15 protein-coding genes are annotated in these 13,354 nt (G+C 70.0%); 10 read left to right on the plus strand and 5 right to left on the minus strand.

Annotated elements, in window-relative coordinates; genetic code table 11:
* Positions 1 to 99: 99 nt before the first annotated feature.
* The 8 genes from QM714_RS14715 (at position 100) to QM714_RS14750 (ending at position 6,646) form a co-directional block, all read left to right on the plus strand.
* A complete protein-coding gene (locus QM714_RS14715; protein WP_415101849.1) occupies positions 100 to 1,218 on the plus strand; it encodes an ISAs1 family transposase in 1,119 nt (372 codons plus the stop codon).
* Entirely contained in the window at positions 1,200 to 1,637 is a 438-nt protein-coding gene (locus QM714_RS14720; protein ID WP_415101851.1) for a hypothetical protein, read from the plus strand. The genes QM714_RS14715 and QM714_RS14720 overlap by 19 nt, the downstream gene beginning before the upstream one ends.
* A 234-nt stretch (positions 1,638 to 1,871) precedes the next feature.
* Positions 1,872 to 2,126: an addiction module protein gene (locus tag QM714_RS14725; protein ID WP_415101853.1), complete on the plus strand. Its 255-nt coding sequence runs from the start codon at positions 1,872 to 1,874 to the stop codon at positions 2,124 to 2,126.
* A complete protein-coding gene (locus tag QM714_RS14730) occupies positions 2,123 to 2,440 on the plus strand; it encodes a type II toxin-antitoxin system RelE/ParE family toxin (RefSeq protein WP_415101855.1) in 318 nt (105 codons plus the stop codon). Before QM714_RS14725 ends, QM714_RS14730 begins: the two co-directional genes overlap by 4 nt.
* On the plus strand, positions 2,437 to 2,688 hold the full coding sequence (locus QM714_RS14735) for a hypothetical protein (RefSeq protein WP_415101857.1): 252 nt from the start codon (positions 2,437 to 2,439) through the stop codon (positions 2,686 to 2,688). Before QM714_RS14730 ends, QM714_RS14735 begins: the two co-directional genes overlap by 4 nt.
* 297 nt (positions 2,689 to 2,985) lie before the next feature.
* Positions 2,986 to 4,134, plus strand: coding sequence for a pyruvate dehydrogenase (acetyl-transferring) E1 component subunit alpha (gene pdhA / locus QM714_RS14740; protein ID WP_415101859.1), 1,149 nt, complete (start codon positions 2,986 to 2,988; stop codon positions 4,132 to 4,134).
* A complete protein-coding gene (locus tag QM714_RS14745; RefSeq protein ID WP_415101861.1) occupies positions 4,134 to 5,114 on the plus strand; it encodes an alpha-ketoacid dehydrogenase subunit beta in 981 nt (326 codons plus the stop codon). Before pdhA ends, QM714_RS14745 begins: the two co-directional genes overlap by 1 nt.
* 29 nt (positions 5,115 to 5,143) lie before the next feature.
* On the plus strand, positions 5,144 to 6,646 hold the full coding sequence (locus tag QM714_RS14750) for a dihydrolipoamide acetyltransferase family protein (RefSeq protein ID WP_415101863.1): 1,503 nt from the start codon (positions 5,144 to 5,146) through the stop codon (positions 6,644 to 6,646).
* 25 nt (positions 6,647 to 6,671) lie between these two features.
* Here the strand turns inward: QM714_RS14750 and QM714_RS14755 are convergent, their stop codons facing one another.
* Positions 6,672 to 7,241 carry an RNA polymerase sigma factor gene (locus QM714_RS14755; RefSeq protein ID WP_415101865.1) on the minus strand — a complete coding sequence of 190 codons (570 nt, stop codon included), beginning with the start codon at positions 7,239 to 7,241 and terminating at the stop codon, positions 6,672 to 6,674.
* Positions 7,242 to 7,278: 37 nt separating this feature from the next.
* Between QM714_RS14755 and QM714_RS14760 the strand changes: the two genes are divergently transcribed.
* Positions 7,279 to 8,751: a protein kinase domain-containing protein gene (locus QM714_RS14760; RefSeq protein ID WP_415101867.1), complete on the plus strand. Its 1,473-nt coding sequence runs from the start codon at positions 7,279 to 7,281 to the stop codon at positions 8,749 to 8,751.
* A 57-nt stretch (positions 8,752 to 8,808) separates the two neighbouring features.
* Here QM714_RS14760 and QM714_RS14765 read toward each other — a convergent pair whose 3' ends face one another.
* Positions 8,809 to 9,468, minus strand: a complete 660-nt coding sequence (locus QM714_RS14765) for a hypothetical protein (protein ID WP_415101869.1) — start codon at positions 9,466 to 9,468, stop codon at positions 8,809 to 8,811.
* Positions 9,469 to 9,579: 111 nt separating this feature from the next.
* Here QM714_RS14765 and QM714_RS14770 point away from each other — a divergent pair, with 111 nt between their 5' ends.
* On the plus strand, positions 9,580 to 10,590 hold the full coding sequence (locus QM714_RS14770; RefSeq protein ID WP_415101871.1) for an NADPH:quinone reductase: 1,011 nt from the start codon (positions 9,580 to 9,582) through the stop codon (positions 10,588 to 10,590).
* 28 nt (positions 10,591 to 10,618) lie between these two features.
* Here the strand turns inward: QM714_RS14770 and QM714_RS14775 are convergent, their stop codons facing one another.
* The 3 genes from QM714_RS14775 to QM714_RS14785 all read right to left on the minus strand — a co-directional run bounded on the left by QM714_RS14775 (position 10,619) and on the right by QM714_RS14785 (position 13,207).
* Entirely contained in the window at positions 10,619 to 11,500 is an 882-nt protein-coding gene (locus QM714_RS14775; RefSeq protein WP_415101873.1) for an HpcH/HpaI aldolase/citrate lyase family protein, read from the minus strand.
* Positions 11,500 to 12,591 carry an HpcH/HpaI aldolase/citrate lyase family protein gene (locus QM714_RS14780; protein ID WP_415101875.1) on the minus strand — a complete coding sequence of 364 codons (1,092 nt, stop codon included), beginning with the start codon at positions 12,589 to 12,591 and terminating at the stop codon, positions 11,500 to 11,502. The genes QM714_RS14775 and QM714_RS14780 overlap by 1 nt, the downstream gene beginning before the upstream one ends.
* A gap of 115 nt (positions 12,592 to 12,706) precedes the next feature.
* Positions 12,707 to 13,207, minus strand: coding sequence for a DUF1992 domain-containing protein (locus tag QM714_RS14785; protein WP_415101877.1), 501 nt, complete (start codon positions 13,205 to 13,207; stop codon positions 12,707 to 12,709).
* Between the last annotated feature and the right edge of the window lie 147 nt (positions 13,208 to 13,354).

Raw genomic sequence — 13,354 nt, forward strand, 5'->3', positions numbered from 1 at the left:
CGTGGCGGCTGTGACGGATGGGGCCGGCGGGACTGGGATGGGAGTTCTCACACAACCGTCCGGACCAGAGAGCCCCACCCGTCGATGCCATCTTCCCCAATGGCCGGCGCGAACATCGATGAACGCGCCGATCTGCTCACCGCTCTTGCCCGTGTGCCCGACCCGCGTGACCCTCGCGGAGTCAGGTTCCCCCTGGCCGGGATGCTCGCCGTCGCAGTGTGCGCGGTGGTCGCGGGCGCGAAGTCGTTCGCCGCGATCGGCGAGTTCGCTGCCGACCTCGACACCGGCCAACTCGCCCGGTTCGGTATGGATGCGGCACCGGTGGAGTCGACGTTGCGCAAGCTCTTTGCTCGCCTGGACGCGGCCGCACTCGATGCTGCCCTGGCGCTCTACGCCTGGTGCCGAGTCCGTCACAGCACTGGTCGTCGGGTGATCGCGATCGACGGCAAGACCGTGCGTGGCGCGAGGTCGGCAGCGACCTCGGCGCCTCATCTGATCGCAGCGCTCGACCATGCCACCGGTGTCGTGGTGGGCCAACATCAGGTCGAAGCGAAGTCCAACGAGATCCCGGCCGTGCGCGACTTGCTCGCTGCCTTCACGCCCTCTGACCTGCGCGGATGCGTGATCACCCTTGACGCGATGCACACTCAAGACGACACCGCGAAGGTCATCCTCGACGCGGGCGCGGACTACGTCTTCACGGTCAAGGCGAACCGTCCCAAGCTCCTGGCAGCGTTGAAGAAGCTGCCCTGGAACAAGGTCCCGGCCGGCGCCCGCTCGACCGACCGTGGTCACGGACGGCGCGCGACCCGGACCATCAAGGTCATCGACGCACCGACACTGCCAGGCTGGCCCGAGTTCACCGGCGTCTCTCAAGTCGCTCAACTCCGGCGCACCGTGACCAAGGCAGGGAACAAGAGCGTCGAGGTCGTCTACCTGATCACTTCCGCCCACGCTCGCGATGCCGCGCCCGCTCTCCTGGCCGCCTGGGTCCAAGGCCACTGGGCCATCGAGAACAAGCTCCACTGGGTCCGCGACGTGACCTACGACGAAGACCGCTCCCAGGTCCGCACCGGCGTCCTTCCCCGCGTCATGGCCACGCTGCGCAACACCGCGCTCAACCTGCTGCGCCTGACCGGGTACGACGACATCGCCGCCGCGACCAGACATCACTCACGCGACCCAGAACGAGCCCTCACATGCACCCTGACCTGCTGAGATACGACCTTTCCGGGGCCCTGGTCCTGATCCCCGCGGCCGCAATCGGTGTGCAACTCACCGCTCTCGAGCAAGTCACCGACGGCGGTTGGTCGTGGCGATGGGCTGCAGGGTCGGCGCTGGGTGCAGCAGCCATGGTCGCGCTGGGCGCCCTCTTGGGTGTTCGACTTGCGCGGGCGAGCATGCGCAAGTACGGATTGGAGTTGCTGACCCCCAAGGGGCCTACTTCGGGCTTCGGGCTGCTTGGGACGGCTGTCGGTGCGCCGCTGGCGCCGGTTGTCGTTGCCGCGGGTGCGGGGTGGCTGTTCGGATTCGCCGCCTTCTGGTGGTTCTTCCTGGGATTCATAATTCCTCTCGGTCGACTGAGGCTGCGTCGGCAGGAAGCGCACAATGACCGGCAGGAGGCAAACCATAAGTAGACCGCCCCGACGGCGTGAGTGCTCCCGGGCCCGTGGGTGGCCGTCGTCGGAGGACCGGCCGATCGTGAAGAGCTCGGAACAGTTCGGGGATGGCTGGAAGACGCTGCGCCACACCCGTTTCCGGCGTGATGTCGCTGAGTTCCTGGCCGATGCGAGCCCCAGAGACCTGTCCCTGACCGTTCCCCGGACTTCCACTGAGCACCTGTGTCCGACAACGGAGCGTAGACTGACCACATGCCGCTGAGTGCATCGGAGTTCTACGAGGCAGGCCTGAGCCTGCCTCCTTCGGTGCGCAAGGACGTCGCCCTCCGCCTGCTTGAATCGGTCGAGGTGGTCGATGACGAATCGATCGATGCAGCCTGGACGACCGAGATCGCGTCCCGTGTCGACGACATCCGTAGCGGCAAGGTAGAGATGATTCCGGGTGAGCAGGTCTTGGCCGAACTCGCTGCTCGACGAGCAGCGCGTCAGGCCGCACGCGAGGCATGACCCTCCCCTTCGAGTTCCATCCTGAGGCGCGGGTGGAGTTTTTCGCCGAAATCGACTGGTACGACGCTCGTGAGGTCGGTCTCGGGGATCGGTTTGAAGCGGGAGTTCTGCTGGCAGTCGATGACTCTGTGGACTCGCCAGATGCCTGGCCACCGTGGCCAGGCTGGAACCCGCCGCCTGTGGTGCGATCGAAGCAAGTCCAAGGCTTTCCGTTTCGCGTCGTGTACTTCGTCGAGCACGACCTGCTGAAGGTCGTTGCCGTGGCTCACTCGAAACGACGCCCGGGCTACTGGCGAGACCGGGTCAGCGTGTGAGGAAGGGCTGGAAGACGCTGCGCCACATCCGGTTTAGGCGTGATGTCGCGCGTGGACGGTTCATGCACCGTCACGGACACACGGTTGGCTACTTCATCCCAGTGAAGGAAGACCGCGCCGCTGACGTGGCCGCCCTGAGGGCTGCCGGCGAGAAGCTGGATGCTCTACTGAGCCTCACCGAGGATGAGGTCGACGCCGCCATTGAGGACTTCAAGCAGCTGCGGCGCGAGGGCAAGAAGAAGGCGTAGTGCCAAGCGAGAGGCGACTGGTCCTCGACGCGAACATCCGCAACCGCATCGACACCCTCGCCCGCGTTGCGACAGCTCTCAATCACCACCTTGTCGTGTCGTTCCCCGAGACGATCCCAACAGACCTGAAGGACGCCGTTCAGGTCGCATAGAGACGAGGGAAGCGGCTCCGGTACCTTTGGGAGCGCACCATGTGGCCGCGATCACAGGGCCCCCACCACCCCGCGGGGCACCGGTCGTGACAACACCTCGCGGACCGGCGATCCCGGCGCACCGCACGGCAGAAGGAGTGCAGGTTTGAGCTATTCAGCTGGCCCCGACGGGCTGATCCAGCTGCTCACGCCCGAAGGCGAGCGCGTCGAGCACCCCGACTATGCCTTCGGCGTCGGGCTGTCCGCCGAAGAGGAGGCCGCCCAGATCCGCGGCTTCTACCGCGACATGGTGCTCACCCGGCGCCTCGACGTCGAGGCCACCGCGTTGCAGCGGCACGGCGAGCTGGGCCTGTGGGCGCAGCTGCTCGGCCAGGAGGCTGCGCAGATCGGCGCGGGCCGGGCCCTAGCGGCGCAGGACTATGTCTTCCCGACCTACCGCGAGCACGGCGTCGCCTGGTGCCGCGGTGTCGACCCGCTCCAGCTGCTCGGCCTCTTCCGTGGGGTCGATCAGGGCGGCTGGGACCCCGACGAGAAGAACTTCCACCTCTACACCGTGGTGATCGGTGCGCAGACCCTACACGCGACCGGCTATGCGATGGGCATCCAGCGCGACGGCGCCAACGGCACCGGCGACCCGGATCGTGACGCCGCGGTGCTCGCCCACTTCGGCGACGGCGCCTCTTCGCAGGGCGACGTCAACGAGGCCTTCATCTTCGCCGCGTCCTACAACGCGCCGGTCGTCTTCTTCTGTCAGAACAACCAGTGGGCGATCTCCGAGCCGATCGAGAAGATCAGCCGGATCCCGCTCTACCAACGCGCCCGTGGCTTCGGCTTCCCTGGCCTGCGGGTCGACGGCAACGACGTGTTGGCAACGTACGCCGTGACCCAGCAAGCCCTGCAGCACGCCCGCGACGGCCAAGGCCCCACCCTCGTCGAGGCCTTCACCTACCGGATGGGCGCCCACACCACCACCGACGACCCAACTCGCTATCGCCTCTCCGACGACGTCGAGCGGTGGAAGCTGCGCGACCCCATCGCCCGCGTGGAGGTCTACCTCACCCGCAACGGGCTGGCCGACGCCGACTTCTTCGACGAGGTGAAGGCGGAGGCCGACGACCTGGGCGTGCTGCTGCGCGACGGCTGCCGCGCGCTGCCCGACCCACAGCCGCTGAGCATGTTCGACCATGTCTACGCCGAGACCACCGACGAGCTGCGGGCCGAGCGGGACTGGTTCGCCGACTACCTCGCCTCCTTCGACGATCCGGTCGGCACCAGCGCGGCGGGTGGTCGGTGATGGGCACCAAGATCACCCTCGGCAAGGCACTCAACCTCGGCCTGCGCCGAGCGATGGAGCACGACCCGAAAGTGCTGGTGATGGGAGAGGACGTCGGCCGGCTGGGCGGCGTCTTCCGGATCACCGACGGCCTGCAGAAGGACTTCGGCGAGGACCGGGTCATCGACACCCCGCTCGCCGAGTCCGGCATCGTCGGCACCGCGATCGGGCTGGCGCTGCGCGGCTACCGCCCGGTGGTGGAGATCCAGTTCGACGGCTTCGTCTACCCCGCCTACGACCAGATCGTCTGCCAGCTCGCCAAGATGCACTTCCGCAGCCAGGGCCGGATCAACCTGCCCGTCGTCATCCGGATCCCCTTCGGCGGCGGCATCGGCGCCGTCGAGCACCACTCCGAGAGCCCCGAGGCGCAGTTCGCCCACACGCCCGGCCTCAAGGTGGTCGCCTGCTCCAACCCCGTCGACGGCTTCTGGACGATCCAGCAGGCGATCGCCGCCGAGGACCCGGTGATCTTCTTGGAGCCCAAGCGGCAGTATCACGCCGAGAAGGCCGAGCTCGACGAGTCGGTGACCCCCGGCCCGCTCTTCGCCTCCCGCGTGGTGCGTCCCGGCCAGGACGTCACCGTGCTCGCCTACGGCCCCACCGTGAAGACCGCCCTCAAGGCGGCGGAGGCGGCAGCCGGCGAGGGTCGCTCACTGGAGGTCATCGACCTGCGCACCCTCTCGCCGCTGGACATGGCGCCGGTGCTCGCATCGGTACGCCGCACCGGCCGTGCCGTGGTCGTCCACGAGGCCCACGTCAACCTCGGCCTCGGGGCGGAGCTCGCCGCTCGGATCACCGAGGAGTGCTTCTACTCCCTCGAGGCACCGGTGCTCCGCGTCGGCGGCTTCGACACGCCCTATCCCCCCGCCCGGATCGAGGAGGACTTCCTGCCCGACCTGGACCGGGTGCTGGATGCCGTCGACCGGACCTTCGAGTTCTGAACCTGGCGAGACCTGAAGAGGAGCCCCGCGTGCCCGAGTATCTCCTGCCCGACGTCGGCGAGGGCCTGACCGAGGCCGAGGTCGTCTCGTGGAAGGTCAAGGTCGGCGACGTCGTCCAGATCAACGACGTCGTGGTCGAGATCGAGACCGCCAAGTCGATCGTCGAGCTGCCGTCGCCGTACGCCGGCGCCGTCACCGCCCTGCTCGTGGCCGAGGGAGAGACCGCGCCCGTCGGCACGCCGATCATCGCCATCGGCGAGCCAGCAGCAGCGGGAGCCCCGGACGCCGCAGGCCCCAGCACGGGCGGCGTCGACGAGATCGACCTCTCCAACCCGGCGGCCTCGGGCGGCAGTGAGGGCGAGTCGCTGGTCGGCCGAGCAGCGCCGGAGCGGGGCGCCACCCGCCGCGCGCGCCGCAAGCCCGGCGTCGAACGCGCCGGGGAGATCGCCGCCCACGCCGACGTGGTCGACCTCTACAACCGCGGCGCCACCCGGCAGCACGAGCAGGCCGAGGAGTTGATCGAGACACTGCTGGTCGACCGCACCGGGGTCTCCTCCGCGCCGGGATCCGCGGAGACCGGTCGCCACTCGGCGGAAGCGCCGTCGCCGCTTGCCGACGACGCCGAGCCCGGACCGGCTGCCGACCGCCCCCTCGCCAAGCCCCCGGTGCGCAAGCTGGCCCGCGACCTCGGGGTGGACCTGGCCCACGTCGTCGGCTCCGGCCCCGACGGTCGGGTGCTCCGCGAGGACGTCGAGGCTGCCGGCGGGACGTCATCCGTAGCGGTCGCCGGGGCGACCGGAGGAGTTGACGTCCCGGCAGGGGAGCGGGAGCGGCGCGAGCCGATCAAGAGCGTCCGCAAGCAGATGGCGCAGGCGATGGTGGCCTCGGCCTTCACCGCACCCCACGTCACCGAGTGGGTCAGTGTCGACGTCACCCGGACGATGGAGTTCGTCGAGCGGCTGCGGCGGCACCCGGACTTCGCCGAGGTGCGGGTCTCGCCGCTCACCGTGCTCGCCTGGGCCTGCCTGCTGGCCGTGCGTCGGACCCCTGAGATCAACTCGACCTGGGACGAGGCGGCCCAGGAGGTCGTCTTCAAGTCCTACGTCAACCTCGGCATCGCGGCCGCGACCCCCCGTGGGCTGGTCGTCCCGAACATCAAGGACGCCCAGTCGCTGGCGCTCCCGCAGTTGGCGGCGGCCCTGAACCAGCTGACCGCCACCGCCCGGGCCGGGCGCACGCAGCCGGCCGAGATGGCCGGTGGCACGTTCACCATCACCAATGTCGGCGTCTTCGGCATCGACGGGGGCACCCCGATCATCAACCCCGGGGAGTCGGCGATCCTCGCCTTCGGTGCGGTGCGCAAGCAGCCGTGGGTGGTCGAGGGACCCGGTGGCGACTCGCTCGCCATCCGACAGGTGAGCACGCTGTCGCTCTCCTTCGACCACCGGCACGTCGACGGAGAGAAGGGGTCGCGCTTCCTAGCCGACGTCGCCGAGATCATGGCCGACCCGGTGGCGGCAGTGCTGTTCTGACCCGGTCCGAGAGGCTGGCGGCCGTTCACTCCTGGCCGCGAAGCAGCGGCCGGGCCATCCGGCGGCCATGGTGCACCTGGGCCTTGACGGTGCCGACCGGGGCATCGACCTGATCGGCAATCTCTTCGTAGGACAGACCGTAGACGTCGCGCAGCAGCAGCGGCTGGACGTACTGCGGGTGGCTCTGCTCGATGACGTCCATCGCGTCGAGCAGGTCCAGCCGGGTGCCGGCGATGACGCTGGTGGTGCGTGGGTCTGGCCGTTCGAGGTAGACCTGATCGGTCGCTTGGGCCTGATTCTTCAGGCGGCGGTAGGTCGATCGGGCCGCGTTGACGGCCACCACGTGCATCCACGTGGTGAAGCGGCCCCGCCCACCCCAGGTGCCCACCTTGTTGGCGATCGAGATCAGCGCCTCCTGGCAGGCGTCCTCCGCGTCCGGGGTGTAGGGCAGCACCCCACGACAGACGTTGAGCACCCGTGGCCGGACCGTGCCGAGCAGCATCTCCAGCGCCTCTCGATCACCCGCCTGCGCGCGGCGGGCGAGGCCGTCGATCCGATCGGGATCGTCCGCTCGGTCGGTCCCCCGCTCCGACATGTCTCCACCTCCGTCTTCCTTGCAACATAATGCAGGGGTGTCCTCGCCAGCCCGTCTCGGTCGCTACTGCGTGCGCCGACGCATCGGCTCGGGCGGTTTCGCGACCGTCTGGCTGTGCTACGACGAGCAGCTCGACTCGCCCGTCGCGGTCAAGGTGCTCGCTGACAACTGGACCGATGACAACCACGTGCGGGGGCGCTTCTTGGAGGAGGGCCGCCTGCTGCGCAAGGTCGACTCGCCGCACGTGGTCCCGGTCTACGACGCCGGCGAGCTGGAGGACGGGCGGCCCTATCTGGTGATGGCGTACGCCGACCAGGGCAACCTCGCCGACCGGCTGACCGCCGGCCCGTTGCCACTCGGTCAGGCCATGGCGGTGATCCGCCAGGTCGGCGCCGGTCTCGGAGCGCTGCACCAGCGAGGATTCCTGCACCGCGACCTCAAGCCAGCCAACGTGCTCTTCCGCACCGTCGACGATCCCGACGAGCCGCACGTCCGGGCGATGGTGGGCGATCTCGGCCTGGGCAAGGCGTTCGATGCCTCGTCACGGCTCACCATGATCGGCGGCACGCCGTCCTACGTCTCCCCTGAGCAGGCCCGTGGGGAGGGGCTGGATCCCCGGTCCGATCAGTACTCCCTCGGTGTGTTGGCCTACCAGCTGCTCGCCGGCCAGACGCCGTACTCCCACGCGTCGCTCGCCGCCGCCACCGACCCCGGCCCGCCGCCCTCGATGCCCGACGACCTGCCGCCGGGCATCGAGGACGCCGTGCTCCGAGCGCTGGCGCGAGACCGTGATCGACGCTGGTCGACCGTGTCGGCATTCGTCAGCGCGTTGACCTCCGTGGCTGGTGAGCCCCCGGTCGGCGCGCTGCCTCGCTCCTGGATCCCGGCCGATCCGGTTCGCACGCAGCCCGCTCCGCGACCCGTGCCTGGGCCGATCGCACCGGTGTCCGGCTCGGCGACCGAGGTCCGAACGGCCACGGTGAGCCGTCGTCGCCGACGGTGGCCATGGCTGGTGGCCGCGCTGGTGGCGTTGGCGGGTGGTGGTGTGGCCGGCTACGCCGCGCACGACCGGGTCTCGCCCACGGCCACGCTCACCGACGGGACGCTCACCGTGGCCGTCCCGAGGGAGTGGGTGCGGCATAGCGAGGTCGGGTCGTGGCGGCCGCCGCACGTGGACGAGGATTTCGCGGCCATCTCGGCCGGTGAGCTGGCCGGATGGAACGCCAACGGCTCCGACGCCGCCGGCGTCTTCGTGGGCCTGATGCCGGGCACTCAGATGCCCGAGCAGATGCCCGGCCACCCCGAGTGTGGTGACCCGGAGGATCCCAACCACAGCACCGTCGACGGTGATCCGGCGGTGACCGTCGCCTTCCCCTCCTGTCCCGGCGGGGTCACCGTGGAGCGGGTCCTGCAGGTCTCCCAGAGCCAGCTGTTGTGGGTGCAGGTGCGTGCTGCCACCCGCGGCGTGGCCAACCGGGTGCTCGACGACGTTGAGGTGCACGGCATGTGAGCACGCGGGGGTGGTGCGAGGCGCGGTGTCGCGAGGTGGCAGGCGCGGCGCACTCACTCATCGGGTGACGCTGTTGCTGACCCTCTCGAGCAGGTCGGCCAGCCCGGCCCGATCGCTCAGTCGACCGGTGACCGAGACCTCGACCTGGGCGCCGGTCTCGTCGGGCAGGGTCAAGAAGCGCTCCATGGTCAGCCGCTGGTAGCCCGCATAGGGGTCGTCGTCCGGGTTGACGAGCAGATAGGTCGCGGAGAAGGAGTCGGGAGTCTGGTTCTCCACCATGAACCGCTTGACCGCCTCGGCCTTGGACAGCTTCGTCATCCGCTCGGCCATCGCATCCTCCACGTCGACGTAGAGGTCGCCGACCGTCCGGATGCGCAGCACGTAGGTGTTCAGCGGCGCCCCCTCGGGAGCCCAACTCCACTCGTTGACGAGGTTCTCGTGGCTGCGCCGCCACTGCTTCGGCACCCTCACCCGCACCTCGAAGGGGCGTTCGCCGAGCCTGGTCGTCGCCAGCGGGAGGCCGGTCGACAAGGCGGGATAGGCCGGATCGGTCAGCACAGTGATCGGGATCGCCTGGGGGTAGGCCGGGCTCCGCGCCGCGATCGGGCCGGGGACGTCCCCGGGCTTTGGATCTCCGGTGGCGATCGCCACCCCGAAACCGCCCGCTACGCCGACTACGGCGAGTGCCACGACCGCCCCGAGCCCGCGCCACACCATGGCCACAGGTTACGGGGCCACCCGTCCGCTCTATGCCTCCTGGTGTGTACGACACGTCTGGTGCGTCGTACACACCAGTAGACAGTTCAGCGGCTGCGAGATGATGGGCGCATGAGAGCGATCGTGTACGACGACGCGGGCGGGCCCGAGGTGCTCCGGCTGGTCGAGAAGCCGGTCCCGGAGCCGGGCCCAGGAGAGGTCCTGGTCCGCGTAGTCGTCTCGGGGGTGAACCCGACGGACTGGAAGAGCCGCAGCGGCGCCACACCCTCGGCCAGGCAAGGCGACAAGGTGCCCCACCACGACGGCGCCGGCGAGATCGTCGCGGTGGGGGCAGGCGTCGACCCGGGACGAGTGGGTCAGCGGGTCTGGCTCTGGGAGGCGGCGCACGGCCGAGACGGCACAGCGCAGGAGTTCACCGTCCAGCCGGAGCGGTTCGTGGTGCCGCTCGGCACGGCGTCCTACGACCTCGGTGCCTCGGTCGGAGTGCCTGCGCTCACCGCACACCGTGCGCTGACCGTCGCCGAGGGCGGCCCGACCCGGCTCGCGCCGCGCTCCCTCGACGGGCGGACGGTGCTGGTCGCCGGAGGTGCGGGTGCCGTCGGGCACTGCGCGATCGAGCTGGCCAGATGGGCGGGCGCCACCGTGATCACCACGGTCAGCTCACCGGAGAAGGCGACCCTGGCCGCCGCGGCCGGAGCGGACCACGTCGTCGACTATCGGTCCACCGACGCCCAGGCGGCGATCCTCGACCTCGCCCCGGACGGGGTCGACCAGGTGGTCGAGGTGTCGCCCGCGGCCAACGCACTCCTCGATCTGGCCGTCACGACGAACGGCGGCACCATCGCCTACTACGCCACCAACGGAGGCGAGGAGTTCACGCTTCCGGTGCGCGGATCGATGTCTGCGAACCTGCGCTGGCAGGGACTGCTGCTCTACACGATCCCGGAGCCCGCCAAGGTGGCGGCCGTCGAGGGCGTCGCTGCCGCCATCGCAGACGGCGCACTCCGGGTGGGCGACGAGGCGGGACTGCCGCTGCATCGCTTCCCGCTCGAGCAGACCGCCGACTCCCACCGGGCCGTGGAGGCGGGCGCCATCGGCAAGGTGCTCGTCGACATCGCCTGAGCCCACGCTCGGCAGGTGCCGCCCGGGATCAGCCGGCCAGGGCGGTGATGGCGTCGTGGATCGCCAGCACCCGGCGAGCGGAATCGACGTGCAGGCTCTCCACCATCCGACCCCGATAGGTCACCACACCCGATCCGGCAGCGGCCTCCCACGCGGCGACGATGCCTCGGGCGTCCTCGACAGCCTGCTCCGACGGCGCGAAGGCCGCGTTGGCGCCCTCGACCTGGCCGGGATGCACCAGGGTCTTGCCGTCGAAGCCCATCTCCCGGCCCTGCCGGCACTCGGCGAGGAAGCCGTCGGTGTCGCGGACGTCGTTGTAGACCCCGTCGAGGATCGCCTTGCCGGTGGCCCGGGCGGCCAGCAGCGCCAGCCCGAGGCCGGTGAGCAGCGGCTGACGGCCGGGGACGTGCTCGGCGTACAGCTCCTTGGCCAGGTCGTTGGTCCCCATCACCAGCACCGCCAGGCGTTCGGACGCACCCGCGATCTCCTCGGCGTGCAGCATCGCCCGCGGCGTCTCGATCATCGCCCAGAGCTTGGTGTGCTCTGGCGCGCCGTGCCGCTGCATGTCGGCGACCAGGGACAAGACAGCATCCGCGGAGTCCACCTTCGGGACCACGATGGCGTCGGGCCCGGCCGCACAGGCGGCGGCCAGGTCGGCCTCGTGCCACTCGGTGTCGGCCCCGTTGGCGCGGATGGCGAGCTCGCGGCGGCCGTAGGCCCCGGATCGGGCGGCCGCACAGGCCGCCTCCCGCGCCGCCGGCTTCGCCTCGGGGGCGACGGCGTCCTCGAGATCGAGGATCAGGCCGTCGCACGGGATCGTCTTGGCCTTCTCCAGCGCCCGCTCGTTGGAAGACGGCATGTAGAGCACCGAGCGACGAGGCCGGAACGCCGCGCTCTCCTCGCGGGCCATCAGTCGGCCTCGATGGCGTCGTACGTCGCCTTCAGCACCGGGTCCGCGGCCGCGAGCTGCTCGGCGAGCGCCACCAGGACCAGGCACTGCTTGAGGGAGGCATCGTCTTCCATCTTGCCGTCCAGCATCACCGCGCCGGTGCCGTCGCCCATCGCAGCGACCACCCGCCGAGCGTGGCGGATGTCCTCGACGCTGGGCGAGAAGACGCGGTTCGCGATCTCGATCTGCTTGGGGTGCAGGGACCAGGCGCCGACGCAGCCGAGGAGGAACGCGTTGCGGAACTGGTCCTCGCACGCGACCGTGTCTGCGATGTCCCCGAACGGCCCGTAGTAGGGGAAGATCCCGTGCATCGCGCACGCGTCGACCATCCGCGCGATGGTGTAGTGCCACAGGTCTTGTTGGTACGACGTCCGCGCGGCGCCGATGTCGGCCACACCGTCCTCGCCGGTCGGCGGGTCCTCGCGCACCAGGTATCCCGGATGGCCACCGCCGACCCTGGTCGTCTTCATCCGGCGGTCGGCGGCGAGGTCGGCCGGGCCGAGGGAGAGGCCCTGCATGCGTGGCGAGGCGCCGCAGATCTCCTCGACGTTGACGACGCCACGGGCCGTCTCGAGGATCGCGTGCACCAGGATCGGCCGAGTCAGACCTGCCTTGGCCTCGAGCTGGGCCAAGATCCGGTCGACGTAGTGGATGTCCTCTGCGCCCTGCACCTTCGGCACCATGATCACGTCGAGCCGCTCGCCGATCTCGGGCACCAGAGTGGTCAGGTCGTCGAGCACCCAGGGGCTGTCCAGGGCGTTGATCCGGGTCCACAGCTGGGTTGGTCCGCTGTCACCGCCGAGCCCCGGAGTGTCCCGGGCGATCCGGATCAGCCCTTCGCGAGCGGAGACCTTGTTGTCGGCCTTGACCGCGTCCTCCAGGTTCCCCAGCAGCGCGTCGACGGTGCCGACCATCTGCGGGATCTTGGCCGCCATCTTCTCGTTCGACGGGTCGAAGAAGTGGATCGCACGGCTCGGTCGAGCAGGGATCTCGGTGGGCGGCATCGGCGCCCCGACGGCGAGGGGGCGGAAGAAGTCCTTGGCGCTGCGCATGCGCGGACCGTAGCAAGGCTCCGGCCGCCGGGGGTATGACCAATTCCACGCGGGCTGCGGCCTTGCGGCCGCGGCGCCTGGCGCCGCCGAGGGTGTTGGGCCGGTCCGAGCGGGCTCAGCGGTGACGGCCGCGCCGCTCGCGCCACGCGGCCACCGTCTCCTCGAGGTCACGCTGCTGGGTGATCATCGGCGGCCCGCCGAGCGGCTGGAGCCGGGCGGCCCGCACGCGCTCGTTGAACTCCTCGATCTCGCGGCGCACCTCGGCCTCGACGCTCATCTCGTCCAGCCGCGCGTCGAGCTCGGCGTCGTCCTTGCGCAACTGCAGCGCCGGTGGCAACACCCCGGTGATCTGCTCACGCTCGACCAGCTTCTTCAGCCACCAGTCCGGGTCGTGCTGCTTGCCCAGCCCTTCGATCGGCTTGCCCCGGCCGGGAAGGTTGTCGAAGGCTCCCTGCTCCTGCGCCCGCTGGATCTGCAGGTCGACCCAGGTCGCCTGCTGCGCGATCCGAGCCCGCGCCGCGGCACGACCGGTGCGCGGGTCTCGAGCGGAGCCGCGGACAGGCGCCGTCGGCTGCTCCGCACTGCCGTGCCTCTCCGGGTCCTTCTCGGTGCCCATGATGCAAGCCTAAGCCGGGCCCCGGCAGGGCGAGGGGCTGCCGTTTGGGCCCAAACCGCAATCCGGGACCGAGCGGCATGCAGTTTGCGGCCAATCGATGCACCCGGCAACGCCGTCAGCATGGCTACTGGTGTGTAGGTCACATAT

Source organism: Nocardioides sp., assembly GCF_047602075.1.
Classification (GTDB): domain Bacteria; phylum Actinomycetota; class Actinomycetes; order Propionibacteriales; family Nocardioidaceae; genus Nocardioides.